Here is a 26,453-nt window from a genome sequence, read left to right on the forward strand (position 1 = left end):
TGATCAGTTGACAGGCTCACAAAACAGATCGTACAGCAGACCGATCATCTGCTCTGCATTCCCATCGCGCAGCGAATAATAGATCGTTTTGCCATCTCTTCGGGTGGTGACAAATCCTTCCTCCCGCAGACGGGCTAGCATTTGGCTGACGGCGGCTTGCCGCAATTGCAGCAAATCCTCAAGCTGGCCTACCGATTTCTCACCGTTTCCGAGGTGGCACAGGATCATCAGGCGCCCTTCATGCGCCAGTGTCTTGAGAAATGCAGCCGCGCGGGCTGCATTTTCTTTCATTTCAGATGGTGTGTCCGAGGTGTGTGCCTGAGGTTCGGTTTCTAGGAGTGTCACGTTTTGACCGTTGTTCCGTTAGTCTTGGGTTAATATGCCTCAAACACGTCTGCGTTGTCACCCCTCGGTTGCAGGGGCACCGCCCTGAAAAGCATTGCCGTTAACGTAATCGCAGGGCTCTTCCTGCATTTGCAGATGCAAGCCACGACCTTCATACGGGTGCGCGCGGGCCAGGTCTTCGTCGACATCGATCCCAAGTCCCGGACCTGTCGGAGCGATCACAAAGCCGTCCTCGACCTGAATGGACCCTTTGATAAGCTGATTGTGGAACGGTGTTTCAATGGTTTCCAATAGCAGCAGGTTCGGGATCGACGCGGCCAGGTGGATATTGGCGGCCCATTCCACCGGACCCGCATAAAGATGCGGTGCCATCTGAGCGTTGAATATCTCTGCTATGGCGGCGACTTTCTTCATCTCCCAGATTCCGCCGGCACGCCCCAGCGCCGGTTGCAGGATTTCCGCAGCCCCGGCGCGCAGAACGGCTCCGAACTCGGCCTTGGTTGTCATGCGCTCTCCGGTGGCGATGGGGATACGGACGTTGCGGGCGACACGGGCCATGTCTTCGATCATATCGGGTGGCGTGGGTTCTTCGAACCATAGGGGCTGGTACGGTTCCAGCGCCTGCCCCAGCCGGATGGCCCCGGCCGTGTTGAACTGACCGTGTGTGCCAAACAGCAGGTCAGCCTTGTCCCCTACCGCTTCGCGAATTGTCTTGCAAAAGGCGACGGACATGGAAATGTCACTCATCGCGGGCATGTGGCCGCCACGGATTGTATAAGGGCCCGCCGGGTCGAATTTCACCGCGGTATAGCCGTGCCGCACCATTTCGGCAGCTGTTTCACCCGCTTGTTCGGGAGAGGTCCAGAAGTCAGTCAGATTGTGATGCGGCAAAGGGTAGAGGTAAGTATAGGAGCGAATTCGTTCGTTCACCTTGCCGCCCAACAGAGCGTAAACCGGGCGGTCGCGAGCCTTGCCCAGAATATCCCAACAGGCGATCTCCAACCCCGAGAATGCGCCCATCACCGTCAGGTCGGGGCGCTGCGTGAAGCCGCTGGAATAGGCGCGACGGAACATAAGCTCGATGTTTTCGGGGTTCTCGCCCAGCATGTGCCGTTCGAACACATCCCGAATGACGTGGCGCATCGCCTCGGGTCCGACGGACGAGGCATAGCATTCGCCCCAACCGGTGATGCCGGTGTCAGTCGTCAGCTTAACCAATATCCAGTATCGCCCCCCCCAACCCGGAGCGGGTGGGGCGGTGACGATGATGTCGAGATCCTGCAGTTTCATCTCAGTTTCTCCGAGCCGGGGGATCAGGTTCTGTCGAACAGGATCACGTTGCGCTTTGCAGATCCGGTTTTGGTATCGGCAATGGCCTCGTTGATCTGATCCAGCGACCAGCGGCCCGAGATCAACTCGTCCAGTTTCAACCGACCTTGCTCGTAGAGGTCGATCATCCAGGGGATGTCCCGCTGAATAACCACATCACCCATTTTCGAGCCGACAACACCCTGACCCAGGGCTGCCAGAACAACCGGTTCATAGCTGGCCATGCCGCCCGAATGCGGCATTCCGATCATGATGGCCTTGCCGCCGCGGCCAAGATAGCGCGGGGCCTGATCATAGGCGGCGATTGCGCCGACCGTAATCAGAACCGCATCGGCCCCGCGCCCGCCAAGGGCTTTATACGCTGCTTTCCAGGGCTCTTTCAGGCTGGCCAATACGCCATGGGTCGCGCCGAATTCCTTTGCGATTTCCAGTTTTTCTTCTGTCATGTCGACGGCCACGATCCGTCGTGCACCGGCGATTCGTGCGCCCTGAATGGCGTTCAGGCCAACACCACCCGCGCCGATGACCACGACATCCTGACCCGGACGCAAATTGGCGGCGTTGACCGCAGCACCGACCCCGGTGATCACCCCGCAAGACAGAAGGCTGGCCAGGTCTTTGGGCAGGCTTTCGGGTATCCTGACGATCTGCCGATGGCTCACCACGACCTTTTCGGCAAAAGCGCCGCAGGCCATGGCCTGCTCCAGCGGTTCGCCCTCAGCCGTTTTCAGCGGGCCTTTGACGGTGTCGTACGGAGTTTCGCAATTTGTCGGGTGCCCTCCGGCACAGGTGGAGCAGGACCCGCACGCGCGAATCAGGGTTACAACCACGGGCTCGCCAATCCTGAAGTCTCCGGCGGCCTCTCCAACTGACGAGATCACACCTGCGGCTTCGTGGCCATAGACGGCGGGCAGAAAGCCGCCCCAGGCACCTTCGGCATAGGATATGTCTGAATGGCAGATGGCCACTGCATCCAGCGTCACTTCGACTTCGCCCGTGCCGGGGGGGGCCAGCTGAACCTCTTCGATAACCAGGGGTTCGCTGAATGCTCGGCAGACTGCAGCTTTGATTGTTTGCATGTTTTCCCTCATTCCCGTTGGCCCCACGGTGGCGTGGGAAAGCGTTGATCGCAAGGCGGAAACCGTCATGTGTGTGTCGTTGTTAAGCCACAACAGGCGGGGACCGGCGAAACAGCACAAACCCGGCCAGCATCAGCGCCAGCGCCAGCAGGAACGGAGCACCCGGCAAGTACAGCGGTGTGTCAGGGCGAATGAATTGCGCAAATACGCTGGTCATGACCAAGGGCGAAATGACCATCGAAAGCGCGTGGAGCGCGGTCAGCACGCCCTGCAACTCTCCCTGTTGCGAATCCGGTGTCGCTTTGGACATCATTGCCTGAAGTGCCGGTGTGGTGATTGCCCCGATTGCGGTGATTGGGATGAACAAAAGCGCAATGAACCCGTTGGTCAGAAAGGCCAGAATTGCGAAGCTGAGGATTTCAAAACCCATCCCGTAGATGATGGCGCCCCGCTCGCCGCACAATCGGATTGCGGGGCGGATCAGACCGCCTTGCACAACGGCCATGCCGATCCCATAGACGCCCAGTGACAGGCCGATCATCTGAGGGGACCAGCCGAACCGCTCGGTGGTGAAAAAGGACCAGATAGCGGGGTAGACGTAGATTGAGACCGAATACAGAAAGTAGACCCACAGCATAGGCCGGATACCGGGCAGTGCAGCAATGGCGCGCAGCGAATTCACCGGGTTGGCGCGGCGCAAGTTGAAGGCGCGCCGGGTCTTGTCGGTTACGGTTTCAGGCATCACGAAACAGCCGACGGCAAAGATCAGTGCCACCAGTCCTGCCGCAGCCCAGAACGGGGCACGGGTTCCATATTCGCTGAGCAACCCGCCGATCACCGGGCCGAGGACAAAACCCACGCCAAAGGCCGCGCCCAATAGGCCAAAGTTCGCGGCCTTGTCCTTGGGATCGGAGATATCCGCCATGAACGCGGCAGCGGTGGAATGTGTGGCTGCGGTTATACCGCCGACAATACGACCGGCCAGCAACAGCCAGATACTGCCGGCCACGGCCATAACCATATAATCAAGCGCCATGACGAACAGCGACACCAGTAGCACGGTTCTACGACCATAGGCGTCGGACAGGTTTCCAAGGATTGGACCAAAGACGAACTGCATCGCCGCAAAAGCGGTACTCAGCACTCCGCCCCAGATCGCCGCATTGGCAAGTGAGCTGCCCTGCACGTCTACAATCAGTTGCGGCATGATTGGCATCACCAGACCAATGCCCATTGCGTCGATCATGACGATGCTGAGGATGAAGAGTGATGGCAGGCGCATGGGACTCGGGCAGGTGATCTGTTCGTGGCACCCTAGGCACAGTCACCGAATGTGGGAAGACAGAGTTTTACGTACAATCTGCGGTATCACCCGAATTTGCTTGCCAATTCGCTTAGCAATCCGGCCAGTTCCTGTGGATGCGAGAAAAACGGAGAATGCGAACTGTCGATGGTTCGTCGCAGTTCCTTCGGGATGAACGCGCACATGTCCGCCTGATACTCCGTGGGGATTGTTTGGTCATCCGTGGTGCGGACATAGGCCTTGGGTACATCGTTGAAATTCGTGCCGACCGGCAGTGGTGTTTCCTGGGGGAGAATGGCCTGTGGGCACAGGCGCGCATAGGCGTAAGGCAGAATATCGTCCGGACAATCGTGATAGAACAGCCTGGGAATGGCATCCACCGACACGGTGTAAGACAGACCGTCTGCGGATTTTTCCACTGCGTGAGCTATGGTTTGCCGTGGCCCGCGCCTGCGCATATCTGCCAACGAAAGCCCATCGTGAGGCACGTAGGCGCACAGAAAGATCAGGGCGCGCATGGCCTCCGGCCGAGCCTCGGCGGCGGCGCTGATCGGATAGCCGCCCCACGAGTGACCCACGACAATCGTATCGGGCGTGCAGGCGTTCAGAACGGCATCGCGGCAACTGTCCAGTGTAACCTCGGACACCGGCGTTGGATCCGCACCATGGCTGGGCATGTCGATGGCCCGGGCAGAGTGTCCCAAAGCCTCAAGCGCAGGGATCAGATCGCGCCAGCACCAGGCTCCGTGGCAAGAGCCGTGGACCAACAGGAAAGACGCCATTGCTGTTCTCCTTCAGATATGCCCGATATCGGTCAGAAACCGGGTTAGGATTGCTGCGTATTCTGCGGGTTTCTCGACACACGGCAAATGGCCAGCTCTGCAAGTCAGTTCGAACCGCGATCCGGGGATCAGGTCAACAGTTTCGCGCACCAGATCGGGCGGGGTCGAGCCGTCCGCGCTTCCGGCGATGCCAAGTGTAGGCAGGCGCAGGCCGCTTGTGGGTGTATAGAAGTCGGTCCCGGCGATGGCGGCGCAACAGCCCAGATACCCGTCAAGCGGTTGGCTGATCATCATGTCGCGCCATGGCAGGTGGTCTTGTGCCGCGCGGAAATCACGAGAAAACCAGCGTTCCATTGTGGCGTCCGCTAGTGCTTCGATCCCACCGCGACGTACGGCGTCGATCCGATCCTGCCAGACTGCGGGTGTGGCGATTTTGGCAGCGGTGTTCGACAGAACCAGCGCACGTATCTGATCCATACGTTTGACGGCCAGTCCCTGTGCAATCATCCCGCCAATGGACAGGCCGACAAAAACGCAGTCACGAACCTTCAGGTGATCCAGCAGCGCCTCGGCATCGCGGATCAGGGCGCCCATAGAATAAGGCGCCGGTGGAACCGAGGATTGCCCATGTCCGCGTTTGTCATACCGGATGATGCGCAACCCCTTGGGCAAGTGCGGTAACACGGCGTCCCACAGGTGCAGGTTTGTTCCTAATGAGTTGGCAAAAACCAGTGGCGCGCCATCCGCCGCACCATCAACACGGTAATTCAGTTTCACGTCGCCCAGATCAGCGATCATCATGACTCAGGTCCTTGCAGCCCCGGCGTTCCAGGTGCAATTTGCACAGGTTTGGGGTGCCTGTCAGGTCAGGAATTCCAACGCCCTGGCAAAAACATCCGGATCGACGTTACCGCCCGAAGTGACCACGATCACGTCGTCGCCCTCAATCTCGTCGCCCCGGAACAGGGCCGAGGCCAATGCAACTGCGCCGCCGGGCTCCAGCACGATCTTGAGGCGCAGGAAAGCAAGTGCCATGGCCCGCAGCGCCTCGTCTTCGGTGACCGAAATACCGGGCCCGCAAAGACGGTTGAGGATGGGAAAGGTGATGTCGCCGGGTTGCGGTGTCAGGATGGCATCGCAAATATTGCCTGATGCCGCGTTGTTGTTCTGAATCCGTCCCGTTGCCAGTGATCGTTTTACGTCATCGAACCCTTCTGGTTCGCACGGGCGTACCCTTAGGTCGGGGGCGTGTTTTTCAAGTGCCAGCGCAATGCCAGAGGTGAGGCCGCCACCACCACAACAGACCAGAACATCCGCCTGAGAAACCCCAAGTTCCGCTGCCTGTCTGGCGATTTCCAAGCCGGTGGCACCTTGTCCCGCAATCACCTGAGGCTCGTCATATGGCCGGATCAGGGTTAGCCCGCGTTCGGCGGCGATGGTTTCCCCGATCTCTTCGCGGCTTTCGTTTGCGCGGTCGTAAAGAACAACTTCACCCCCAAGCGCGCGGGTGTTTTCGATTTTCAGGTGCGGCGCGTCCGACGGCATGACAATGACCGAAGCAATTCCATGTTTCGACGCCGCCATCGCAACGCCCTGCGCGTGGTTGCCCGAGGAATAGGCAATCACGCCGCGCTGGCGTATGTCTTCGTCCAGCGCGGATATGGCAGACCAAGCCCCCCGAAACTTGAAACTGCCCGTATGTTGCAGGCATTCCGGCTTGACCCAAATTCGGCGCCCGGCGATCGCGTCAAGAAATGGCGACGACAGAATTGGTGTCTCGCGGACATGTCCCTTAAGCCGTTTGGCCGCGGCTTCGATCATTTCAATTGTGCTCATGCAGCGTTCTTCAATACCTTTTTGATGACATCCAGAGATTGAGGCTCATTCAAGAACGGAACATGCCCGCGATCCGGCACATCGGTCGAGATCAGACCGGGATGCCGCCGGTGCATCTCAGCCAGTGTTTCTGCGCTCAGAATGTCCGAGTTCGCGCCCCTGATCGCGCCGCAGGGAATGTTGCGCAGCGCTTCAAAAAACAACCAGTAATCGGGTATGGCACCGCTCGCGGCCTGTTCCAGAAGCGCTTTGCGCAGGGCCGGGTCATAGCGCAGCGCCAGCCTGTCCCCTTGTTGTTTGTATTGAATTTCGGCCTGTTTGCGCCAGATCTCCAGGGGAACTCCGGGGAATTGCGGCTCCATCACATGTTTCAGGGCAGCAGCAGCTTCGTCATAGGTTTTCGCGGTGGGTTGTGCGCCCACGTAGGCCATGATCTTGGCGATGCCTGACGTCTCGATGACCGGCCCCACATCGTTCAGAATCACACCGGCCAAACGTTCGGGGTGGCTTGCCGCCAATGCCATGGCAATCAGTCCGCCCCGCGAGGTGCCCAGAATGGCCGCTTTTTCGATGCCCAGTACATCCAGCAGTTCAATCGCGTCATGGGATTCACGAAAGACGTTGTAGTTCATGAAATCGGGGTCGTAGTCCGAGCGACCGCGCCCCCTGTAATCCATAGCAATCATGCGCAGCTCAGTGGCATGTGGTGCAAAATACGAGAAATCCCGGCTGTTTCTGGTCAATCCGGCCAGACACAAAAGCGGCGTGCCCAATCCATGGTCTTCGAAATAGATGCGCTTGCCGTCCGAAGTCGTAAAGTCCGGCATTAAAGACCAGCCAGTTTGGGAATGGTGGTCAAGTCAGACAGTACATGCGCTGGCGTCCACGGCAGCCGGTCCATTGGTTCCCCGATCCGATTGACCCAGGCGGTGACAAAACCATAACCGCTGGCCCCTGCGGCATCCCAGCCGTTTGAACTGACGAACAAGACCTCGTCTCGGGCGCAGTCAAACCTGTTCTGAACCAGATCATAGACACGGGAATGGGGCTTGAAGACCCCAACGCTTTCGACCGAGAGCACGTCATCCAGCACATCGCCGATCCCGGCGGACTGAACAGCGCCGTCCAGCATGGGCGGTGATCCGTTGGACAGGATGGCAGTCTGCATCCCGCCATCCTTGAGGGCTTTCAGCATGACAGGAACTTCGGGATAGGCCTGTAACTCCCAATAAAGATCCAGCAGGCGTTGGCGCAATTCTGGGTTGCCCTGAAGGCCGGCACCTTCCAGCGCCCAGTCCAGCCCGTCCTGCGTGACATCCCAAAAATCCGCATGGGCATCCGCCACAGCACGCAGCCATGTGTATTGCAATTGCTTCAGGCGCCAATGCCCAGCGACCTCGGGCCATTTGTCTTTCAGGGCTTCGAACCCCGGCTCGCCTGCTGCCTGCCGGGCGGCGGCCGCAACATCAAACAGCGTTCCGTAGGCGTCGAACACGCAGGTCGTGATTGCCATATGACCCTCCTTTGATTGCGCGCAGGTTGGCACAACACGGAATGGGGGGAAAGGGCCAAGGGTTTACAACTTTGTGTCAATCTCTAGGGTTGGCCGCTTAACCCCTAAAAACGGCCGGAGGCCACTATGACAGAAATCAAGCAAGGTGACACGGTTCGCATCCATTACACAGGGACATTGTTGGATGGCAAAGTCTTTGACAGTTCGGATGGGCGCGATCCGTTGGAGTTCGTGGTAGGATCGGGCCAGATCATTCCCGGTCTGGACAGTGCCATGCCCGGTTTGTCCACAGGTGACAAGAAACGGGTCGAGATTGCCTGCACCGACGCCTACGGCCCGATCAACCCTGCGATGCGTCAGGAAATCCCCCGCGAGGGTATTCCCGAGGATATTCCGCTGGATCCGGGCACTCAACTGCAGATGCAGACACCGGACGGTCAGGCCGTACCTGTGACAGTTGTGGACGCCAACGAAGCGACTGTGACCCTGGATGGAAACCATCCGTTGGCCGGTCAGGATCTGGTGTTTGAGATTGAAGTCGTCTCGATCAATTGAGACATAGTTCGGGTTGGAACGCCCGCCCGGACTTCAGCCGATCAAAGCTTCAACAGCTGCACGTACCTGTGGCTGGGTGAAAAAGACAAACACCAGCAGCAATGATGTCAGCGCAAGCAGCAGCACTCTGGCCCGCTGGCTGAGGAAACCGGACTTTTTCCGGCTTTGCACTGATCGTGCGTTGTTTGCAATGATTTGATCTAGCTTGCTCATATCGAAGTCCTGCCGCCCAAAGATGGTGAAATCTTGGCGGCGGCAGGGAAAGATATGGTCACATGAAATCGGGTTGCGGCATGCCCAGAACGTGGAAACCACCGTCAACGCGGATGATTTCTCCGGACGTGCAGGCTCCCGCATCAGATGTCAGGTAAACTGCGGTCCCGCCAACAGCTTCCAGAGTGGCATTCGAACGCATCGGCGCATTCTGATCGCAGAACTTATATGTCCTGCGCGCCCCGCCAATGGCGGCACCGGCAAGGGTTTTCATCGGTCCCGGTGAGATTGCGTTCACGCGGATACCATCCGGGCCAAGGTCATTGGCCAGATAACGGGTCGCCGATTCCAGCGCCGCCTTGGCAACACCCATGACGTTGTAGTTCGGTACCACCCGGTTTGATCCCTGATAGGTCAGCGTCAGCAGCGAACCCCCATAGTCCTTCATCATCGGATAGGCGCGGCGTGCCACCTCGATGAAAGAATAGGCCGACACGTCCATCGAGTGTTTGAAGTTCGCCCGCGTGGTATTCAGAAACCGGCCTGTCAGCTCGGATTTATCCGAATACGCAATGGCATGAACAACAAAGTCGATGGTGGGCCAACGCTGAGCCAGCTCACCAAAGGCGCGGTCCAGTGACTCGTCGTCGGTCACATCGGCATCCACCATGAAATCGCTGCCAAGGCTTTGAGCGAGAGGTTCCAGCCGTTTGCCGAAAGCCTCGCCCTGATAGGTGAAGGCCAGTTCTGCGCCTGCCTCGTGCATGGCCTTGGCAATACCCCACGCGATTGAGCGGTCATTGGCCACGCCCATGATCAGGCCGCGCTTACCTTTGAGAAGATCCGACATCACTTTCACCCGTTATACTTAGACAGAATCATGGACCCGTTGGTGCCGCCAAAGCCGAAGCTGTTGGTCATGACACTGTCCAGTCCTGCGTTTTCAACCACTTCAGTTGCAATTTCACCGGGCAAGATGCCTTGGGCGAGTGTGTCGACATTGATCGACGGCGTGATGAAATCATTGTCCAGCATGAGCAGGCAGAAGATCGCCTCAAGCGCTCCTGCCGCGCCTTGCGCGTGGCCAGTCATCGATTTGGTCGAAGAAATCGGTGGCACATTGCCTTCACCGAAGATGCGGCGCACAGCCTCTACTTCGCCTACGTCACCGACAGGGGTCGAGGTCCCATGTGCATTGATATAGCCGACTTTGCGACCTTCGGGCAATGTGGCCAGCGCCAGCCGCATCGCGCGCTCACCGCCTTCACCCGAAGGGGCCACCATGTCGTGGCCATCCGAGGTAGCAGCATAGCCGGTGACTTCGGCATAAATCTTTGCGCCGCGGGCCAGCGCGTGCTCCAGCTCTTCCAGAACGAGGATGCCGCCGCCACCGGAAATCACAAACCCGTCACGGTTTTCGTCAAACGCGCGCGAGGCTTTGTCGGGCGTGTCATTGTATTTCGACGACATCGCGCCCATCGCATCGAACAGGCACGAAAGCGTCCAGTCCAGTTCTTCGCCGCCGCCAGCAAACATGACGTCCTGTTTACCCAGCATGATCTGTTCGGCTGCGTTGCCGATGCAATGCAGCGAAGTCGAGCAGGCCGAGGTGATCGAATAGTTGATACCCTTGATCTTGAACGCGGTCGCCAGGTTTGCCGAGATTGTCGAGCACATGCATTTCGGCACAGCGAACGGCCCGATCCGCTTGGTTGCACCGGTACTCAGAACCGTCTGATGCGCGGTCAGCATCGCGCTTGTCGACGGGCCGCCAGACCCAGCCACCAGACCTGTGCGCGGGTTGACCACCTGATCCTCGGTCAGACCGGAATCTGCAATGGCCTGAGACATGGCGATATGAGCGTAAGCCGCGCCCGGACCCATGAAGCGTAGGGTGCGTTTGTCCACGTGTTCAGCCACGTCAATCTTGAGCGTTCCCGCGATCTGACTGCGAAATCCGTGTTCCGCCATCTGTTCGCTGGCTTCGATCCCGGACTTGCCTGCTTTGAGCGAGGCCAGAACCTCTTGGGCATTATTCCCGATCGAAGATACTACCCCCAGACCGGTGACGACTACTCGACGCATGTGCGCACTCCTTATTTCGGGTCGGTCAGGCTCAGGCCTCGGACAAAACGACCTTCATATCTTTGACATCATAGATCATCTCGCCATCGGCTTCGACGATTCCATCTGCCACACCCATGGTCAGGCGACGTGTCTGAATCGCTTTCTTGAAATCGATTTTATACGTTAGCATATTGCGGTCTGGACGAACCATACCGGTCAGTTTCACTTCGCCCACGCCGACGGCCATGCCGCGCCCTTGCCATCCGCGCCAACCAAGGTTGAAACCGGTCAGCTGCCATAGACCGTCAAGGCCCAGGCAGCCCGGCATAATTGGGTTGCCGGGAAAATGGCAGTCAAAGAACCAAAGTTCAGGGGTGATATCGAACTCGGCCAGCACATGGCCCTTGCCGTGCAGGCCACCGTCTTCCGAGATGTCGGTAATCCGGTCCATCATCAGCATTGGCGGGGCGGGCAATTGTGCATTGCCGGGGCCAAATAATTCGCCGCGGGCGCATTTCAGCAGATCGTCTTTGTCAAAACTGCTTGGGAACTGGGCCATTCTTGCCGCCTCTCCTGCCGTGGGTCCGTTCGTTATATCTGGCCTCGTCTAGCACCCGTTTGCAAGGTCCTGCAAGAGCAGCGGCCACATCATGTTGTGTATGCCGCGTTCTTTGCGAATGAATTTCATTTGAAATTGCCAACCATGCGCTCCTATATATAATGGAAGTAACTATGGGTATCGGATCAATGACACCGCAGAGCGGCGATATAGCAACGGGTTGGCTGGTGAACGCTGGCCTGCGTCCGACGCGTCAGCGCGTGGCGTTGGCCGAGCTTTTGGTGGGCGATGGCCGCCATCGTCACGTCACCGCCGAGAGCCTGTTTGAATCGGCCAAGGCGAATGGCGACGCTGTTTCACTGGCGACGGTTTACAATACCCTGCGCGCGTTTTGCGACGCTGGCGTTCTGCAGGAAATCACCGTGGACGGGTCAAAAAGCTACTTCGACACGAATACGCATGATCACCCTCATTTTTATTGGGAGGATGAGGCGCGCCTGAGTGACGCGCCGTCGGACCAATTGGTGATCCAGCGCCTGCCCGAAGCACCCGAAGGGGTCGAGATTGCCTCGGTCGACGTTGTCATTCGCCTGCGCAAAAAGTAGCGCCAAGACCGCCTTTCAAACTCGCCAACAACAAACGTTCAACCTGATCAATCGTCGCGTCAGCGGGCCCTGTTCCGTGGCGCGCAAGTACAACCGATTCAGTTGCGTCCTGATTGCTGATCGGAACACTGACAAGACGTTTATTGTCATAACTGACCGGGTTGAGCGGGCTGGTATAGCTGATCCCGATCCCTTCGCCATGGGCGGCAAGACTGCGCTGGATCTCAATCGATGCCGCCCTATGCGCGACAGTCGGGTGCAGACCGTTGCGCCGAAAGAGACTGAGGATGTGTTGGGCTGACCAGCCTTCTGTTGACAGGATCAACGGGTGAGCAGCCAAGTCAGCCAGTGAGACCATGCCCGCTGTCGCCAACAGATGATCCGGTGGCATTAGGGCCTTTGGTCGACTGTCGAACAGTTTTGTTCGTGTGAACCCGGCATCCATTGTCAGCTCATAGGTGATGGCAATATCGATCTGGCCATCAATCAATCTGTTCAGCAGCCCTTCAAAGGACGCAGCAAAGTATGTGATTGCGATGTTTGGAAAAGTGTCGCGCAAATGGTGCAGGGCGGGTGCCAATAGGAAGGGGGCGAGGTCCGTAAAACACCCCAGTCTTAGACGTGTCGTGCCCGGCGACGGTGTTTCTGATGACTCGATTTGGGCTGCGTCTTTCAGAAGGGTCTCTGCCTGATCGATGAATTTTCGCCCCTGAGGCGTCAGCGCCATGGCCGAACCTCGGCGGCGGATGAACAGAGGGTGACCCAAATGTGCTTCGACACGCGTCAGGGCTGTGGACAGGGCTGGTTGCGATACATTCAGGTATTGTGCGGCTGCGGACAGGCTGCCGTGGCGCCCGACCGCGCAAACATATTCGTACTGACGCAGTGAAATATATAACATGAAGTTAATTATAACTTCGAAAGATATGATTTGAATAGAACACATCTTCAACGCAAAAGATTGGAAAACGAATGGAGACCCGGATGCCTCACCCGCTTGTTACCCAAGAAATGATCACAACCTATCAGGATGATGGCGTCGTTCTTATCAAAGGGCTGTTTGCAGACTATGTGGATCAACTGCGGAAGGGTGTGGCCGCGAATATGGCAGAGCCTGGCCCGTATGCATCAGAAAACAAGAAAGAGGGTCAAACGGGTCTGTTCTTTGACGATTACTGCAACTGGACCCGCATCCCACAGTTCCGTGAGGTGATCGAAAACTCGCCTGCGGCCGAGGTCGCAGCGGACCTGATGCAGTCTAAAAACGTGCAGGTGTTTCACGACCACGTATTGGTAAAAGAGCCCGGTACATCCATGGCCACGCCCTGGCATCAGGATGGCCCATATTACTTCGTTGAAGGTCAGCAAACCATCAGCTTCTGGTCTCCGCTGGATCCGGTTAGGCAGGCGACGTTGCGCTGTGTCGCAGGTTCTCACCGGTGGGAGAAAGAGGTGCTGCCAACCCGCTGGGTTTCCGAGGAAGGTTTTTTCCCGGATGAAGGGCAGTACATCCCCGTGCCGGACCCAGATGCCGAGGGCATGAAAGTCGTTGAATTCGAAATGGACCCCGGTGACGCCGTTGCCTTCAATTATCGCACCCTTCACGGTGCGCGGGGTAACCACTCGGATAGCCGTCGCCGCGCCTTTTCTCTGCGGCTGGTCGGCGATGACGCACGGTATGTAGAGCGTCCAGGCAGAACCTCTCCACCTTTTACCGGCCATGGCATGACACCGGGGCAGCGTCTTCGCGAAGACTGGTTTCCGGTCCTGTTTCAGCGCTGAGACGCTTCAGAACCACTGGCCTGATTCGATCAGGCCCAGATCCAGCAACTGCCGCGAGTGCCATTCAAAAGGCACAGAGTTGCGCCAGCTAAAATTCGGAATGTCAAAAGTCGACCCGGCATTTGTTTTGAGCGCCTTCGCGGCGCGGAAGGAACAAATAGCCGCGGTCATGTTGTGGTGCCATGGGCAGGAATAGGTATTGTATTCCGGCTCATTGAACGTGTGGTCCGATTTCAGGATCAGGCCCTTTTGCGCCTTGAACAGGGCGATGCGGTCGATGCGACGGCGCTCATAGGGAATGTGATCCTCGAACCGCCAGCGCAAACCACCCGACAGGTCCACCTGGCGGTCCAGCGGTTGGCCGTCAGGGTCGCGGCGTGATTGGGCATAGTAACCCGTTTTGTCGAACAAAGCCTGTTCGGGGGCGACACCGTTGGGAAAAGCGGTCAGATCCTCGGCATAAAGGTCGATGACGTAGTTCAGCATAGCATTGCGGCGTTCTTCGCTGTGAAAGGCCAGCATTTCGCCAATGCTGCGCGTTTCGCAGAACGGAAAGAACAGGTACTCGGCGTTATAGCAGTAATACATCCAGATGCCGGGTGCGGCCTGAATTATTCTGTTCAGGGTATCGAAAACCATCGTTCGGGGAACGCATTTCAACGTGACCCGATGCACGCGGTCGATCAACGCGGGCTCCAGTCGGAACTCCTGAGGCATGAAGGCGATAACGGATTTGAACCCAAGTTTCAGATGGTGATGCAGAGTACTTTCCAACTCGACCTCATCCTCGGCAAAGACCATCGCAACGGGGCCTTGCGCCATTGCGGGCTGCCCGGCTTTCAGAAAATGGTCGAGGGAATCGTATTGCATCGGCTGTTTTCAGTTTTGTCTTGCTGGAAAGTTCCGCCAAATTCGGGTAATTGCGCCCGCATTGCAAGCGGCGTTCGAAGCATATAGACGACGCCGGTCCAGCGAATGCAAAGGCCCGTCTCATGTCCGAACCGAAGAAGCTGTTTATCAAGACCTATGGCTGTCAGATGAATGTCTATGACAGCGAACGCATGTCCGAGGCGCTGGGCGGGCAGGGCTACGTTGAAACCCAGACCCCCGAAGATGCGGATATGATCCTGCTGAACACCTGCCACATCCGCGAGAAAGCGGCAGAAAAAGTGTATTCCGAACTGGGGCGCTTCAAGGGTCTGAAGGCCGAGAAGCCTGATCTGAAAATCGGCGTGGCGGGCTGTGTCGCTCAGGCGGAAGGTGAAGAGATCATGCGCCGCCAGCCTTTGGTTGATCTGGTGGTCGGCCCGCAAAGCTATCACCGCCTGCCCGAGATGGAGGCAAAGACCCGAGCGGGCGAAAAGGCGCTGGACACGGATTTCCCGGAAGAAGACAAGTTCGAAAAATTGAAAAACCGCCCCAAGGCCAAGCGCGGACCGACAGCGTTTTTGACTGTTCAGGAAGGCTGCGATAAATTCTGCGCCTTCTGCGTGGTTCCTTATACACGCGGTGCTGAAGTCAGCCGCCCAGCCGATCGCATCATTCGCGAAGCCCATGATCTGGTCGAACGCGGGGTGCGCGAGATCACGTTGCTGGGCCAAAACGTCAACGCCTATCACGGTGCCGGGGCGAATGGTGACATGACGCTTGCCGGCTTGATCTGGGAACTGAACAAGGTCGACGGGCTGGAACGCATCCGCTTTACGACCTCGCACCCAAACGACATGGCCGACGATCTGATTGAGGCGCATGGCACCTGTGACAAGCTGATGCCTTATCTGCACCTGCCGGTTCAGTCGGGTTCGGACCGTATCCTCAAGCGGATGAACCGTAGCCATACGGCAGAAAGCTATCTGCGGCTGGTCGAACGCATTCGTGCGGCGCGTCCTGATATCGTGATGTCGGGGGACTTCATTGTTGGTTTCCCAGAAGAGACCGAAGATGATTTTCAGGCCACGATGGATTTGGTCGAAGAGGTCAAATACGGCTATGCCTATTCCTTCAAATACTCCACACGTCCGGGAACCCCGGCAGCTGAACGGTTGCAGGTTGATCCGGCTGCGGCAGATGAACGGTTGCAGCGGCTTCAGGCCTTGATCACGCGCCATCAGCGAGAGATTCAGGACGGTATGGTCGGACGCACTGTCCGCGTTCTTTTCGAAAAACCGGGTCGCTTGTCCGGGCAGATGGTTGGAAAGTCCGAATATTTGCATTCGGTGCACGTAAAAGGACCAGAGATCGCCACGGGTGACTTGAGAGAAGTCCGGATCACCGAGTCGGGGGCGAATTCTCTGGCCGGTGAGTTGTTGTAGGTCGGTGTAAACACCTCCCGGACACCATAGTTGGTGTTTGTTTCCAAAATTTACCCTTGATTTATTGCTTGGAACTATGCTCCGAGAGGAGCCATGGTTTTTTTGGGCGCAAGGATTTGCGTCTGCAAATCGGCAATATGCCGGTCCCGGAAAACGGGATGAGGGAGGTACGAGTGACGACTATCAAGAGCTTTGGGAACCTGAGCAGGTTGAAAACTCTGACGCTAACTGCCACTGTTACATTGATTGCCGCCGCATCCATGGCCGGTGATTTGAAAGGTGAGGTAACCGATCCGGAAGTGGTAGGCCCGGAAAGATTCAGCACCGATGTCAGCGCTTTTTACCTGGGACTTACAGGCGGGTATGGGTCCGGCGGGGATGATCGGTTTGGCCTGACAACGCCCAGCAGGCAGTTTGATATCGGTGATCAGGACTTGTCGGGGACATACGGTGGGCTCCGGGGGGGGTGGCGTGGTATTTTACCTGCTAGCGGTGGGCGCGACTATGTCTATGGCTTTGAAGTCGGGTATGAATTCGGTTCCCTGGACGACACTGTCAGCAGGCGGATCGGCGGCGTCAATGTGCAAGGCGGAACAGAGATTTCGGATGTTCTGGCAGTCCGATTTCGTAATGGTCTGACAAACCGCAGCGGACGAATTCTGTATTTCTTCAGTGTCGGATATCTGTGGGGCGATGTGGAAACAACCAACAGCTTGGCATTGGGCCCGACGGTTCAGAATTTCTCGGCGTCAGATCGGCGGAACGGTTATTCGGCAAGCATAGGGGCCGAGCATAAGTTGTCCGACAATTGGTCGATTACGGGCGAATATGAATATGTCCAATTCCAATCAAAAAACATCCAGTTCAGTTCTGGCTTTTCCACAAAGTCCACACCAAAATACAGCGGCTTGAGATTCGGGCTGAACTATACCTTCTGATGTTCGCCCAATCGGCAACCGATCACCGTTAAATCGGCTGTTATGACATCTCAGCGTTTATTTTTGAAACTGTGGCTTGCGCCTACCAAGATTTGTTGTCTACGCTCGGGGTGAACAGCCAAGACAGGAGAGCGGATTGGCCATCGGTGCCCTGACCCCACCGCAAGATGAAATGCCCCAACATGAGGCGTTCGTAGAATTTCCCGACAACCGATTGCTGATTGACCTATGCGGTGAATATGACCGCAATCTGGCCGAGATCGAAACCAAGCTTTCGGTCCAGATTGTACGTCGCGGCAATCAGTTGGTTGTTATGGGCGATGAAGATGCTCAGAAACAGGCGGTTGAAGTGCTTCAATCGCTGTATACACGGCTTGAAGGTGGGCGCGAGGTTGAGGCCGCAGACGTCGATCGCGAGTTGCGGATGGGTGTTTCGGAGCAGGGAACCGGAAGCCGCGATGGCGATCAGCTTGAGATGTTCAAGGGCGGTTCTGTCGAGATCAAGACCCGCAAGAAGCTGGTTGAGCCGCGCACCGACGCCCAGAAAGCCTATGTCCAGTCACTGTTCAAGAATGAGCTGGCCTTTGGAATTGGCCCGGCGGGGACGGGTAAGACCTATCTGGCGGTGGCGGTCGGTGTTTCGATGTTCATCGGCGGACATGTGGATCGAATCATCCTGAGCCGTCCGGCGGTCGAGGCGGGCGAGAAACTGGGCTATCTGCCAGGCGACATGAAGGACAAGGTCGACCCTTACATGCAGCCGCTTTATGACGCGCTGAACGATTTTCTGCCCGGAAAACAGTTGGCCAAGCTGATCGAAGAGAAACGAATCGAAATCGCTCCGCTGGCCTTTATGCGCGGTCGTACGCTGGCCAACGCATTTGTGGTTCTGGACGAAGCGCAAAACGCCACCACGATGCAGATGAAGATGTTTCTGACCCGTCTGGGCGAAGGAAGCCGCATGGTCATCACCGGTGACCGGTCACAGGTCGATTTGCCGCGTGGCGTTCAATCGGGTCTGGCGGACGCCGAGAGGTTGTTGAAAACGATCCCGAATATTAGTTTCAACTACTTCACTTCGAAAGATGTGGTGCGCCACCCGCTTGTCGCTGCAATCATCGAGGCGTATGAGGCCGATGCGGGCCGTGAAACCACGTGAGCACATAGCCCGTTAACGAGGCTGTTGTGCGGTAAGATGACCCTGGATCTCATTTTCGAAGACGAAAGGTGGCAAGATCTTGAGGTCTTGTCACAAAAGGCGATTAACGCCGTTCTGACCCATTGCGGTTTGGCCCCGGAGCTGTGCGAAGTCAGTATTCTGGGGTGCAACGATGCGCGGATTTCAGAACTGAACGCAGAATTTCGCGGCAAACCGACGCCCACCAATGTGCTGAGCTGGCCTGCGGAAAACCTGGCTCCGGACGAGCCAGGGCAATCACCACGCCTGCCAGAGCCGGACTTTACCGGCGAGATTGTTCTGGGCGATGTTGCGATTTCCTATGACACCTGCGCCCGAGAGGCGGCCGAAGCCAACAAGGCAATGAGTGATCACGTGACCCATTTGCTTGTTCACGGAACGTTGCATTTGCTGGGTTATGATCACATTCGTGACCCCGATGCCACCTTGATGGAAGGGATTGAGGTCAAGATACTTGGCAAATTGGGTATTGATGACCCATATAAGGTATAATGTGGGTTCAAGACCCGATCAGTTGGAACAAGGTAATGGGCGAAATAGAAGGCAGTTCTAGGGCGGCGCAAAGCGCGCAACCTCAGGACAGCAGTACTGAAACGGAAGAGAAAACCGGTTTGTTTTCTCGAATCCTCGAAGTGTTTTCGAGCGATGATACTCAACCGGACCAGACGGTGAACGGACAAAACGCGGCTGTGGCGCAGCCACGCGGGATGATTAACCTGCGCCGGATGCGCGTTGAGGATGTTGCCATCCCTACCGCTGAAATCGTCTCGGTACCTTCGACGATCACAAAAGATGAACTGGCGGACGTTTTCCGAAGCAGTGGTATGTCGAGGATTCCAGTCTATGAGGGAACCTTGGATACACCGCTTGGTTTTGTTCACCTCAAGGATTTTGCTCTGACCCACGGTTTCAACGGTGGGGGTAAAAAGTTTGATCTGACTTCTATGCTGCGGACGCTATTGTTCGTGCCACCATCCATGCCAATCGGCGTCTTGTTGACCAAGATGCAAACCGAGCGGCGTCACATGGCATTGGTGATTGATGAATATGGCGGCGTTGATGGTCTGCTGACGATCGAAGACCTGATCGAGCAGGTCGTGGGTGAAATCGCTGACGAGCACGATGCGGATGAAGACCAGCTTTGGGTGCAGGAAAAGCCCGGATGCTATGTGGTACAGGCGCGTGTGCCGCTCGAAGATTTCGAGGCCGAGATTGGCCGGTCTCTGACCAGTCATGAAGACGTCGACGAAGAGGAAATTGATACTCTGGGCGGGCTTGTCTTTATGCTCTCCGGCCGCGTTCCGGCGCGGGGTGAGGTTGTCATTCACCCAGAGGGCCCGGAATTCGAAGTGATCGAAGCCGATCCACGCCGTATCAAACGGCTGCGCGTCATGCTGCCGGACGTTGCTGCATGACCCCAATACGGGGCTGGCCATTATCGTTGAGATTGTTGGTCGCTGCCACCCTTGGCGGGGCAGGTGCGTTTGGTCAGGCGCCTCATCTGTTTTGGGGCGCAACCGTTTTGGCTCTGGTCCTGATTGTGCCAATTTTCCTTGCCAGCGAAACCCGAAGCCGGGCGGCATGGGTCGGCTGGGCCTTCGCGACCGGCTATTTTGCCCATGCCCTTGGCTGGATCATTGAGCCGTTTCAGGTAGATGCTGAACGCCATGCCTGGATGGCCCCGTTTGCGTTGGTGTTCTTAGCGGGCGGACTGGCCTTGTTCTGGGCTGCCGCCTTTGGCCTGTCGCGAAAAATTGGTGCCACGCCCATTCGTCAGGGCATATTACTAGTTGCAGTCTTGTCCCTGGCCGAGGTGGCGCGTGGATATGTGCTGACCGGCTTTCCATGGGCTGGCGTCGCGCAGATCTGGGTGGGTACACCGGTGGCTCAGGTGCTGTCTCTGGTTGGGCCAAATGGGTTGAACGCGCTGACCTTTGCCGCAACATTCCCAATTGGCGCGGCATTGGCGCAGGATAAACCCTTGAACGGTTTGGCGCGGACCCTGGGTTTTACAGTCGCGATGGCCGCGCTGGCGATTACTTATGGGTCGACGCGACCCGTCGTTCAGGACGGTTCGCATCTGGTTCGCGTGGTTCAGCCGAATGCCCCCCAGCACCAAAAATGGGATCCGGCATATGCGCCTTTGTTTTTTGCGCGTCAGGTTGAATATACCGCAGCCTTTCCCAGACCCGACCTGATTGTCTGGCCCGAGACCGCAGTTCCAGCTTGGTTAGGTAGCGCACAACCGTTTCTGTCAACTGTTGCGGATGCCGCGCAGGGTGTGCCGGTGATATTGGGGATTCAGCGCGCAGAAGGCCCGAGAATTTTCAACTCGCTGGTCTATCTGGATGAAACCGGGCGTCAGGCAGGGTTGTATGACAAACACCACTTGGCGCCTTTCGGTGAATACGTCCCCTTGGGTGAACTGATGGGGCGTTTCGGGGTCAGTGGTCTGGCTGCCACAACCGGGCACGGGTTCAGCGCGGGGCCGGGCCCCGCCCTGTTGGACCTCGGCAAGCTTGGAAGCGCATTGCCCCTGATTTGCTACGAAGCCATTTTCCCGCAAGATGTGAATGGTGCGCCGGGTCGGGCTGACTTCTTATTGCAGATCACAAATGACGCGTGGTTTGGTACGCGGTCGGGACCGTTTCAACACCTGTTGCAAGCCCGGATGAGGGCAATTGAGCAGGGCTTGCCGATGATCCGTTCGGCCAATACCGGTGTATCGGCCATGATTGACCCATTGGGTCGGGTGACTGCGTCGTTGGCTCTGGGTGAGGCAGGATATGTGGACGCCGTGCTGCCGCAACCACACCGTCGCACGACTTATGCACGTATTGGGGACAGTCCGATCGTTGTTGTCTTACTGTTTATTCTGGCGATGGCGCTGTTTGGTGCCCGCGGCAACCGGGCGATTAGAGATTGACCCCAACTTTGGGCAAGCGTATGCGTCTGTGGTCTGCCACAACGGCTTCCTGGCGTGGCGGAGAAACCTTAATGGAGCACATTTATGTCCCGACAGAACTATACTTTTACTTCGGAATCCGTTTCTGAAGGGCACCCGGATAAGGTCTGTGACCGTATCTCGGATGCTGTCCTTGATGCATTTCTAAACGAAGAGCCTGAGGCGCGCGTGGCCTGCGAAACCTTTGCCACGACCAACCGCATCGTTATCGGTGGCGAAGTTGGTCTGTCGGACAAGGACAAACTGCATGACTACATGGGCCGCATCGAAGAAATCGCGCGCGAGTGCGTGAAAGACATCGGATATGAGCAGGACAAGTTCCACCACGAAACAGTCGAGGTGACGAACCTTCTGCACGAACAATCCGCCCATATCGCGCAGGGCGTGGATGCCGCGGACAACAAGGACGAAGGCGCTGGCGACCAGGGCATCATGTTTGGCTTTGCCACAACAGAAACGCCTGCGCTTATGCCTGCGCCGATCCAGTATTCGCACGCAATCCTGCGGCGTCTGGCCGAAGTGCGCAAGAACGGCACCGAGCCTGCACTGGGGCCGGATGCGAAATCTCAGTTGTCCGTCGTTTATCAAGACGGCAAACCAGTCGGTGTCAGCTCGATCGTTCTGTCGACGCAGCATCTGGATGAGGCGCTTACGTCGGATGATATCCGCGCCATTGTTGAACCCTATATCCGAGAAACTCTGCCCGAAGGCTGGCTGTCGGCTGATACCGAATGGCACGTCAACCCGACCGGCAAATTCGTTATTGGCGGGCCGGATGGCGACGCGGGTTTGACCGGTCGTAAGATCATCGTGGATACCTATGGTGGCGCAGCCCCGCATGGTGGCGGTGCTTTCTCGGGCAAAGACCCGACCAAGGTTGACCGTTCGGCGGCCTATGCCGCGCGCTACCTGGCGAAAAACGTCGTAGCCGCCGGTATGGCTGAGCGCTGCACCATTCAGTTGAGCTATGCCATTGGCGTATCGAAGCCGCTGTCGATCTATGCAGACACGCATGGCACGGGTCAGGTTGCAGATGCGGCGATCGAAAAAGCAGTTGGTCAGATCATGGATCTGACACCCCGCGGCATTCGTCAGCACCTTCAGCTGAACAAGCCGATCTACCAGCGTACAGCGGCTTACGGGCACTTTGGCCGCGAACCGGATGCGGATGGCGGTTTTAGCTGGGAACGCACTGATCTGGTCGACGCGCTGAAATCAGCAGTTTGATCTGAAAAATCCAAAGCGCGCCTTCAGGGGCGCGCTTTTTCTTTGGGGCGGTGCACGCTCTTGCAACGTACTCCGCTGCGCAGTATGGCCACCGCCATGAGCACCGATACCCCACAACGCCCGCGCAGAAACTTTTATGGCCGCTTCAAGGGCAAGACCCTGAAGCCCAGTCAAAAAACCTATCTGAACGAAGATCTGGCTGAATTGTCGCCCGGTGCTGTGGACTGGGACACCAACCCTGAACGCAGGCCGCTAGACCTGGACGGTCTGTTCGGCGGCAAGCCGGTCTGGTTGGAAGTCGGCTTTGGCGGTGGTGAGCATCTGGTGCACCAGGCGCAAAACAATCCTGACATTGGCATCATCGGGGCCGAGCCATACATCAACGGTGTTGCCATGCTGCTGGGCAAAATCCGTCAGGCAGGTGTTGAAAACCTTGCCGTGCACCCTGGCGATGCGCGCGATCTGTTCGACGTGCTGCCAGAGGCCAGCATTTCGCGCGCGTTCCTTCTCTATCCCGATCCATGGCCCAAAACGCGGCATCATCGCCGTCGATTTGTAACCCAGGAACATCTTGAGCCATTGGCAAAGGTGCTGAAACCCGGGGCGATCTTCCGGGTTGCTACTGACATTCCCGATTACGTGCGTCAGACATTGGAAGAGGTTCCGCGCGCCGGGTTTGAATGGCTGGCCGAACGACCTTCGGACTGGCGCGAACCGTGGAACGACTGGATCTCTACGCGATACGAGCAGAAGGCGCTACGCGAGGGTCGGACACCTCACTACCTGACCTTCCGACGCAAAGGCTGATTGCCGCTGGACCAACGGGCGTCAATTCGCTAATCGGCTTGAGCACTGATAGCGCAAAAGGAGCCCTCATGTCCGGACACGGCACGCCCATCCCGATGACCTCGCATCCCTGCGGCCCGCTGACCGGCATGGCAGAGGTGCCCGGCGACAAGTCGATTTCGCACCGGTCGCTGATCCTTGGCGCAATGGCCGTGGGTGAAACCCGGATTTCGGGCTTGCTGGAGGGCGAAGACGTTCTGGATACCGCCAAGGCGATGCGTGCCTTCGGTGCCGAGGTCACAGATCACGGAAACGGGGAATGGACAGTGCACGGCGTGGGTGTCGGTGGCTTCGCCGAACCGGGTCAGGTGATCGACTGTGGCAACTCGGGAACCGGTGTGCGGCTGATCATGGGGGCGATGGCGACCTCTCCGATCACTGCGACATTTACCGGTGATGCCAGCCTGAACAAACGCCCCATGGCGCGTGTTACAGACCCTCTGGCCCTGTTTGGGGCAGAATCGGTTGGGCGATCCGGCGGGCGCTTGCCGATGACCATCGTTGGCGCGGCGGACCCGACCCCTGTGCGATACGAAGTTCCTGTGCCGTCGGCGCAGGTGAAATCTGCCGTTCTGCTGGCGGGTCTGAATGCTCCCGGAAAGACCGTTGTGATCGAGAAAGAGGCCACGCGTGACCATTCCGAACGGATGCTGGCTGGATTTGGTGCCGAGATCACCGTCGAGGATTCCGACGAGGGCCGAGTTATCACTTTGACCGGTCGCCCGGAACTGAAGCCGCAGGTCATCGCTGTACCGCGCGATCCGTCCAGTGCGGCTTTTCCGGTTTGCGCGGCGTTGATCACACCTGGATCCGATGTTTTGGTGCCTGGGATCGGATTGAACCCCACACGCGCGGGCCTCTTTACGACCTTGCGCGAGATGGGCGCTGATCTGACCTATGAAAACGAACGCGAAGAGGGGGGCGAGCCAGTCGCCGATTTGCGCGCCAAGTACTCGCCCGACATGAAAGGCATCGACGTTCCTTCCGAGCGTGCCGCCTCAATGATCGATGAATACCCGGTTCTGTCGGTAGTGGCTGCAAATGCCACAGGCACAACGATGATGGGCGGTGTGAAAGAGCTGCGCGTGAAGGAAAGCGACCGGATTGACGCCATGGCCCGTGGCCTGCGCGCCAACGGGGTGACTGTTGCCGAAGGTGATGACTGGTGGTCGGTTGAAGGGCTGGGCATCGGCAACGTTCCGGGTGGAGGCACCTGCGAAAGCTTTCTGGATCACCGCATCGCCATGTCGTTCATGGTGATGGGTATGGGTGCACAGAGCCCCGTGAGTGTGGATGACGGCGGCCCGATCGCGACGTCGTTCCCGATCTTTGAACCACTGATGGAGTCGCTGGGTGCAAAGGTAGAGCGCACTTGAGTTTCACGGTTGCCATTGACGGACCAGCGGCTGCGGGCAAGGGCACGATATCAAAGGCCGTGGCGGCGCATTTCGGGTTTGCTCATCTGGACACGGGTTTGCTGTATCGCGCTGTCGGAAGGCGTACGCTTGAGGGGGAAAGCGCGATTGAAGCCGCGCAGTCTCTGACCGCAAAGGAGCTTGAGAAGGGCGACCTGCGCACCGCCGACGTTGCGCAGGCAGCTTCCAAAGTGGCGGTTCTTCCAGAGGTTCGCGCTGCCTTGGTCGATTTTCAGCGCGCCTTTTCCCGCAGGGCAGGTGGGGCCGTTCTGGACGGTCGTGATATTGGCACGGTGATTTGTCCAGATGCCGAAGTGAAGCTGTTTGTAACAGCCAGTGCAGAAGTGCGCGCCGAGCGGCGCTTCCTGGAGCTTAGTGCAAAAGGCGCTGACGTAACCCGTGAACAGGTTCTGGCGGACGTCAGAGAACGGGACGCGCGGGATGCTGAGCGCAGCACCGCTCCGATGAAACCCGCTGAGGATGCCGTGCAGTTGGACACCACCGATCTGAGTATCGAGGCGGCGTTGGCCAAAGCCCTTGAGGTGATCAACGCAAAACTGCCCGCGACGCGTTAACGCCGCGGGCAAACGGGTCAGGTCTTACAGCTCGCCCACGGCGACGCTTTTGATATTTGCCCATTGGTTATCCGCCGTTTTTGCGGTGGTGACAACGTCCTTCAAAAAGGCTGCCCGGGTTTCCGCGTTCAGGAACAGAAACAATTTTCCGTCTGCGACAAGGTACTGATCCGGGTCACCGTCAAACTTCTTGCCGACCGATACGCCGAATGAGCAGAAGCCACCGTGCTGCGGCAGGTATGCGGCAGGGTTTGCCTCGAACGCTTCACGGTTCGCGGCGGACGTGAAATAATAGGAGGCTCCGTCATAAGTTGACGAGTGAGTGGCGAAGCCTTCGACCGGGTTGCCATCATTGACCAATGCAACCAGATCAACCCCATGCGCGGCCAGCGGCGCACCGGCGGCTGAAAGGCCGTTGGACACGTTGATTTCGTCAGCGGCAAAGGCTGGTGTGGACAGGGCAATTGCAGTCGCCATGGCGGCAAAGATGAGAGATTTCATGATATTTTCCCTTTGGTTCTGGTTTCGGGTCGACCGATTTGTCGACCGATAAGGCAAAATTAGGGAAAGGATGCGGAACGTTTAATCTCAGATACGTCGCCAGATCTTGCAGATCGTACAAACAGGCGAATGGCTAGCGTTCAATCTCCAAATTCCCACCATCCATCCCGAGACGTAGGAAGCCGGGCGCTGGTTGACGCGCGGAACGTTGAGACATGTCACCTTTGCGTTGCAAGCTGAGGCTCAGCCGCGTGGTTCGGTTCCCGGAACCAGGATTCCTTTTGACAAGAACCTGCCGCAGACCATGCAGACTTGTTCAGTCAGAACCCGCTATCGTTCAGATTGCCATATCGCATTGGGGATCAGCGTTAGGCAGGAGTTCTTGCGCGCGCTGCCGCGCACCATAGGCTTTGCACTTGCACCGGTTCAAGATTCAGCCTATACGCGCGCTGTCGATACAAGGGCGGTCAACGTCCGGATGACGTTTCTGAGCAGGGCCGGGTTACCT

General features: G+C 57.6%; 29 protein-coding genes and 1 riboswitch. Of the genes, 13 read left to right on the forward strand and 16 right to left on the reverse strand.

Annotated elements, in window-relative coordinates; all coding sequences use genetic code 11:
• Positions 1 to 3 precede the first annotated feature (3 nt).
• From AC2FLO_RS15530 to AC2FLO_RS15570, 9 genes are all read right to left on the reverse strand, one after another.
• Positions 4 to 291: an ArsR/SmtB family transcription factor gene (locus AC2FLO_RS15530; RefSeq protein WP_496753109.1), complete on the reverse strand. Its 288-nt coding sequence runs from the start codon at positions 289 to 291 to the stop codon at positions 4 to 6.
• 111 nt (positions 292 to 402) lie between these two features.
• A complete protein-coding gene (locus AC2FLO_RS15535) occupies positions 403 to 1,635 on the reverse strand; it encodes a mandelate racemase/muconate lactonizing enzyme family protein (protein ID WP_496753108.1) in 1,233 nt (410 codons plus the stop codon).
• A 23-nt stretch (positions 1,636 to 1,658) separates the two neighbouring features.
• Positions 1,659 to 2,753, reverse strand: coding sequence for a Zn-dependent alcohol dehydrogenase (locus AC2FLO_RS15540; protein ID WP_496753107.1), 1,095 nt, complete (start codon positions 2,751 to 2,753; stop codon positions 1,659 to 1,661).
• A gap of 82 nt (positions 2,754 to 2,835) precedes the next feature.
• Positions 2,836 to 4,035, reverse strand: coding sequence for a TCR/Tet family MFS transporter (locus AC2FLO_RS15545; protein ID WP_496753106.1), 1,200 nt, complete (start codon positions 4,033 to 4,035; stop codon positions 2,836 to 2,838).
• Positions 4,036 to 4,121: 86 nt separating this feature from the next.
• Positions 4,122 to 4,838: an alpha/beta fold hydrolase gene (locus AC2FLO_RS15550; protein WP_496753105.1), complete on the reverse strand. Its 717-nt coding sequence runs from the start codon at positions 4,836 to 4,838 to the stop codon at positions 4,122 to 4,124.
• Positions 4,839 to 4,850: 12 nt separating this feature from the next.
• Entirely contained in the window at positions 4,851 to 5,639 is a 789-nt protein-coding gene (pcaD, locus tag AC2FLO_RS15555) for a 3-oxoadipate enol-lactonase (protein ID WP_496753104.1), read from the reverse strand.
• Positions 5,640 to 5,699: 60 nt separating this feature from the next.
• Positions 5,700 to 6,674 carry a threonine ammonia-lyase gene (locus AC2FLO_RS15560; RefSeq protein ID WP_496753103.1) on the reverse strand — a complete coding sequence of 325 codons (975 nt, stop codon included), beginning with the start codon at positions 6,672 to 6,674 and terminating at the stop codon, positions 5,700 to 5,702.
• Positions 6,671 to 7,501, reverse strand: a complete 831-nt coding sequence (locus AC2FLO_RS15565) for an alpha/beta fold hydrolase (protein WP_496753102.1) — start codon at positions 7,499 to 7,501, stop codon at positions 6,671 to 6,673. The genes AC2FLO_RS15560 and AC2FLO_RS15565 overlap by 4 nt, the downstream gene beginning before the upstream one ends.
• Complete coding sequence (locus AC2FLO_RS15570) at positions 7,501 to 8,187, reverse strand: haloacid dehalogenase type II (RefSeq protein ID WP_496811722.1); 687 nt, start codon at positions 8,185 to 8,187, stop codon at positions 7,501 to 7,503. The genes AC2FLO_RS15565 and AC2FLO_RS15570 overlap by 1 nt, the downstream gene beginning before the upstream one ends.
• A gap of 126 nt (positions 8,188 to 8,313) precedes the next feature.
• Between AC2FLO_RS15570 and AC2FLO_RS15575 the strand changes: the two genes are divergently transcribed.
• Positions 8,314 to 8,742, forward strand: coding sequence for an FKBP-type peptidyl-prolyl cis-trans isomerase (locus AC2FLO_RS15575; RefSeq protein WP_496753101.1), 429 nt, complete (start codon positions 8,314 to 8,316; stop codon positions 8,740 to 8,742).
• A 33-nt stretch (positions 8,743 to 8,775) separates the two neighbouring features.
• Here the strand turns inward: AC2FLO_RS15575 and AC2FLO_RS15580 are convergent, their stop codons facing one another.
• The 4 genes from AC2FLO_RS15580 to fabA are packed head-to-tail and all read right to left on the reverse strand — an operon-like array spanning position 8,776 to position 11,581.
• On the reverse strand, positions 8,776 to 8,955 hold the full coding sequence (locus AC2FLO_RS15580) for a hypothetical protein (RefSeq protein ID WP_267366102.1): 180 nt from the start codon (positions 8,953 to 8,955) through the stop codon (positions 8,776 to 8,778).
• 58 nt (positions 8,956 to 9,013) lie between these two features.
• Positions 9,014 to 9,805, reverse strand: coding sequence for an enoyl-ACP reductase FabI (locus tag AC2FLO_RS15585; RefSeq protein ID WP_496753100.1), 792 nt, complete (start codon positions 9,803 to 9,805; stop codon positions 9,014 to 9,016).
• A 5-nt stretch (positions 9,806 to 9,810) separates the two neighbouring features.
• Complete coding sequence (gene fabB / locus AC2FLO_RS15590; RefSeq protein ID WP_496753099.1) at positions 9,811 to 11,040, reverse strand: beta-ketoacyl-ACP synthase I; 1,230 nt, start codon at positions 11,038 to 11,040, stop codon at positions 9,811 to 9,813.
• 31 nt (positions 11,041 to 11,071) lie between these two features.
• A complete protein-coding gene (gene fabA / locus AC2FLO_RS15595; protein WP_480585969.1) occupies positions 11,072 to 11,581 on the reverse strand; it encodes a bifunctional 3-hydroxydecanoyl-ACP dehydratase/trans-2-decenoyl-ACP isomerase in 510 nt (169 codons plus the stop codon).
• Between the two features lie 188 nt (positions 11,582 to 11,769).
• Between fabA and irrA the strand changes: the two genes are divergently transcribed.
• Positions 11,770 to 12,186, forward strand: coding sequence for an iron response transcriptional regulator IrrA (irrA, locus tag AC2FLO_RS15600; protein WP_267366106.1), 417 nt, complete (start codon positions 11,770 to 11,772; stop codon positions 12,184 to 12,186).
• Here the strand turns inward: irrA and AC2FLO_RS15605 are convergent.
• Positions 12,164 to 13,087: a LysR family transcriptional regulator gene (locus AC2FLO_RS15605; RefSeq protein WP_496753098.1), complete on the reverse strand. Its 924-nt coding sequence runs from the start codon at positions 13,085 to 13,087 to the stop codon at positions 12,164 to 12,166. The genes irrA and AC2FLO_RS15605 overlap by 23 nt on opposite strands.
• Positions 13,088 to 13,170: 83 nt before the next feature.
• Between AC2FLO_RS15605 and AC2FLO_RS15610 the strand changes: the two genes are divergently transcribed.
• The gene (locus tag AC2FLO_RS15610) at positions 13,171 to 13,968 is read left to right on the forward strand and encodes a phytanoyl-CoA dioxygenase family protein (RefSeq protein WP_496753097.1); all 798 of its coding nucleotides are present in this window, start codon (positions 13,171 to 13,173) and stop codon (positions 13,966 to 13,968) included.
• A gap of 6 nt (positions 13,969 to 13,974) precedes the next feature.
• Here the strand turns inward: AC2FLO_RS15610 and AC2FLO_RS15615 are convergent, their stop codons facing one another.
• A complete protein-coding gene (locus AC2FLO_RS15615) occupies positions 13,975 to 14,838 on the reverse strand; it encodes a hypothetical protein (protein ID WP_267366914.1) in 864 nt (287 codons plus the stop codon).
• A 122-nt stretch (positions 14,839 to 14,960) separates the two neighbouring features.
• Between AC2FLO_RS15615 and miaB the strand changes: the two genes are divergently transcribed.
• The 10 genes from miaB (at position 14,961) to AC2FLO_RS15665 (ending at position 25,444) form a co-directional block, all read left to right on the forward strand.
• The gene (miaB, locus tag AC2FLO_RS15620) at positions 14,961 to 16,280 is read left to right on the forward strand and encodes a tRNA (N6-isopentenyl adenosine(37)-C2)-methylthiotransferase MiaB (RefSeq protein ID WP_267366917.1); all 1,320 of its coding nucleotides are present in this window, start codon (positions 14,961 to 14,963) and stop codon (positions 16,278 to 16,280) included.
• A gap of 173 nt (positions 16,281 to 16,453) precedes the next feature.
• On the forward strand, positions 16,454 to 17,218 hold the full coding sequence (locus AC2FLO_RS15625; RefSeq protein WP_496753096.1) for an outer membrane protein: 765 nt from the start codon (positions 16,454 to 16,456) through the stop codon (positions 17,216 to 17,218).
• A 136-nt stretch (positions 17,219 to 17,354) separates the two neighbouring features.
• Entirely contained in the window at positions 17,355 to 18,377 is a 1,023-nt protein-coding gene (locus tag AC2FLO_RS15630; RefSeq protein WP_480494855.1) for a PhoH family protein, read from the forward strand.
• Between the two features lie 36 nt (positions 18,378 to 18,413).
• Positions 18,414 to 18,908, forward strand: a complete 495-nt coding sequence (ybeY, locus tag AC2FLO_RS15635; RefSeq protein WP_480585985.1) for an rRNA maturation RNase YbeY — start codon at positions 18,414 to 18,416, stop codon at positions 18,906 to 18,908.
• A gap of 35 nt (positions 18,909 to 18,943) precedes the next feature.
• Positions 18,944 to 19,831: a hemolysin family protein gene (locus AC2FLO_RS15640; protein ID WP_267366995.1), complete on the forward strand. Its 888-nt coding sequence runs from the start codon at positions 18,944 to 18,946 to the stop codon at positions 19,829 to 19,831.
• Positions 19,828 to 21,342, forward strand: a complete 1,515-nt coding sequence (gene lnt / locus AC2FLO_RS15645) for an apolipoprotein N-acyltransferase (RefSeq protein ID WP_496753095.1) — start codon at positions 19,828 to 19,830, stop codon at positions 21,340 to 21,342. The genes AC2FLO_RS15640 and lnt overlap by 4 nt, the downstream gene beginning before the upstream one ends.
• 30 nt (positions 21,343 to 21,372) lie before the next feature.
• Positions 21,373 to 21,421: riboswitch (SAM-SAH riboswitch) on the forward strand.
• 5 nt (positions 21,422 to 21,426) lie between these two features.
• Complete coding sequence (gene metK, locus AC2FLO_RS15650) at positions 21,427 to 22,608, forward strand: methionine adenosyltransferase (RefSeq protein ID WP_496753094.1); 1,182 nt, start codon at positions 21,427 to 21,429, stop codon at positions 22,606 to 22,608.
• Between the two features lie 96 nt (positions 22,609 to 22,704).
• The gene (trmB, locus tag AC2FLO_RS15655) at positions 22,705 to 23,415 is read left to right on the forward strand and encodes a tRNA (guanosine(46)-N7)-methyltransferase TrmB (RefSeq protein WP_496753093.1); all 711 of its coding nucleotides are present in this window, start codon (positions 22,705 to 22,707) and stop codon (positions 23,413 to 23,415) included.
• Between the two features lie 68 nt (positions 23,416 to 23,483).
• Positions 23,484 to 24,830, forward strand: coding sequence for a 3-phosphoshikimate 1-carboxyvinyltransferase (gene aroA / locus AC2FLO_RS15660; RefSeq protein ID WP_496753092.1), 1,347 nt, complete (start codon positions 23,484 to 23,486; stop codon positions 24,828 to 24,830).
• Positions 24,827 to 25,444 carry a (d)CMP kinase gene (locus AC2FLO_RS15665; RefSeq protein ID WP_496753091.1) on the forward strand — a complete coding sequence of 206 codons (618 nt, stop codon included), beginning with the start codon at positions 24,827 to 24,829 and terminating at the stop codon, positions 25,442 to 25,444. Before aroA ends, AC2FLO_RS15665 begins: the two co-directional genes overlap by 4 nt.
• Positions 25,445 to 25,468: 24 nt before the next feature.
• On the opposite strand, the gene AC2FLO_RS15670 is transcribed toward AC2FLO_RS15665, so the two are convergent.
• Positions 25,469 to 25,945, reverse strand: coding sequence for a YHS domain-containing (seleno)protein (locus AC2FLO_RS15670; RefSeq protein WP_496753090.1), 477 nt, complete (start codon positions 25,943 to 25,945; stop codon positions 25,469 to 25,471).
• Between the last annotated feature and the right edge of the window lie 508 nt (positions 25,946 to 26,453).

The sequence above is a fragment of the Ruegeria sp. TASC047 genome, assembly GCF_059612445.1.

Excerpts from the sequence above, each read along its gene's own strand:
- lnt (WP_496753095.1), top strand. The coding sequence starts at position 19,828 with ATGACCCCAATACGGGGCTGGCCATTATCGTTGAGATTGTTGGTCGCT.
- AC2FLO_RS15565 (WP_496753102.1), bottom strand. The coding sequence starts at position 7,501 with ATGCCGGACTTTACGACTTCGGACGGCAAGCGCATCTATTTCGAAGAC.
- fabB (WP_496753099.1), bottom strand. The coding sequence starts at position 11,040 with ATGCGTCGAGTAGTCGTCACCGGTCTGGGGGTAGTATCTTCGATCGGG.
- pcaD (WP_496753104.1), bottom strand. The coding sequence starts at position 5,639 with ATGATGATCGCTGATCTGGGCGACGTGAAACTGAATTACCGTGTTGAT.
- AC2FLO_RS15545 (WP_496753106.1), bottom strand. The coding sequence starts at position 4,035 with ATGCGCCTGCCATCACTCTTCATCCTCAGCATCGTCATGATCGACGCA.
- AC2FLO_RS15540 (WP_496753107.1), bottom strand. The coding sequence starts at position 2,753 with ATGCAAACAATCAAAGCTGCAGTCTGCCGAGCATTCAGCGAACCCCTG.
- AC2FLO_RS15585 (WP_496753100.1), bottom strand. The coding sequence starts at position 9,805 with ATGTCGGATCTTCTCAAAGGTAAGCGCGGCCTGATCATGGGCGTGGCC.
- aroA (WP_496753092.1), top strand. The coding sequence starts at position 23,484 with ATGTCCGGACACGGCACGCCCATCCCGATGACCTCGCATCCCTGCGGC.
- AC2FLO_RS15560 (WP_496753103.1), bottom strand. The coding sequence starts at position 6,674 with ATGAGCACAATTGAAATGATCGAAGCCGCGGCCAAACGGCTTAAGGGA.
- fabA (WP_480585969.1), bottom strand. The coding sequence starts at position 11,581 with ATGGCCCAGTTCCCAAGCAGTTTTGACAAAGACGATCTGCTGAAATGC.
- AC2FLO_RS15570 (WP_496811722.1), bottom strand. The coding sequence starts at position 8,187 with ATGGCAATCACGACCTGCGTGTTCGACGCCTACGGAACGCTGTTTGAT.
- AC2FLO_RS15670 (WP_496753090.1), bottom strand. The coding sequence starts at position 25,945 with ATGAAATCTCTCATCTTTGCCGCCATGGCGACTGCAATTGCCCTGTCC.
- AC2FLO_RS15610 (WP_496753097.1), top strand. The coding sequence starts at position 13,171 with ATGCCTCACCCGCTTGTTACCCAAGAAATGATCACAACCTATCAGGAT.
- AC2FLO_RS15640 (WP_267366995.1), top strand. The coding sequence starts at position 18,944 with ATGGGCGAAATAGAAGGCAGTTCTAGGGCGGCGCAAAGCGCGCAACCT.
- AC2FLO_RS15530 (WP_496753109.1), bottom strand. The coding sequence starts at position 291 with ATGAAAGAAAATGCAGCCCGCGCGGCTGCATTTCTCAAGACACTGGCG.
- metK (WP_496753094.1), top strand. The coding sequence starts at position 21,427 with ATGTCCCGACAGAACTATACTTTTACTTCGGAATCCGTTTCTGAAGGG.
- miaB (WP_267366917.1), top strand. The coding sequence starts at position 14,961 with ATGTCCGAACCGAAGAAGCTGTTTATCAAGACCTATGGCTGTCAGATG.
- AC2FLO_RS15550 (WP_496753105.1), bottom strand. The coding sequence starts at position 4,838 with ATGGCGTCTTTCCTGTTGGTCCACGGCTCTTGCCACGGAGCCTGGTGC.
- irrA (WP_267366106.1), top strand. The coding sequence starts at position 11,770 with ATGACACCGCAGAGCGGCGATATAGCAACGGGTTGGCTGGTGAACGCT.
- AC2FLO_RS15535 (WP_496753108.1), bottom strand. The coding sequence starts at position 1,635 with ATGAAACTGCAGGATCTCGACATCATCGTCACCGCCCCACCCGCTCCG.
- AC2FLO_RS15575 (WP_496753101.1), top strand. The coding sequence starts at position 8,314 with ATGACAGAAATCAAGCAAGGTGACACGGTTCGCATCCATTACACAGGG.
- AC2FLO_RS15580 (WP_267366102.1), bottom strand. The coding sequence starts at position 8,955 with ATGAGCAAGCTAGATCAAATCATTGCAAACAACGCACGATCAGTGCAA.
- AC2FLO_RS15605 (WP_496753098.1), bottom strand. The coding sequence starts at position 13,087 with ATGTTATATATTTCACTGCGTCAGTACGAATATGTTTGCGCGGTCGGG.
- AC2FLO_RS15615 (WP_267366914.1), bottom strand. The coding sequence starts at position 14,838 with ATGCAATACGATTCCCTCGACCATTTTCTGAAAGCCGGGCAGCCCGCA.
- ybeY (WP_480585985.1), top strand. The coding sequence starts at position 18,414 with ATGACCCTGGATCTCATTTTCGAAGACGAAAGGTGGCAAGATCTTGAG.
- trmB (WP_496753093.1), top strand. The coding sequence starts at position 22,705 with ATGAGCACCGATACCCCACAACGCCCGCGCAGAAACTTTTATGGCCGC.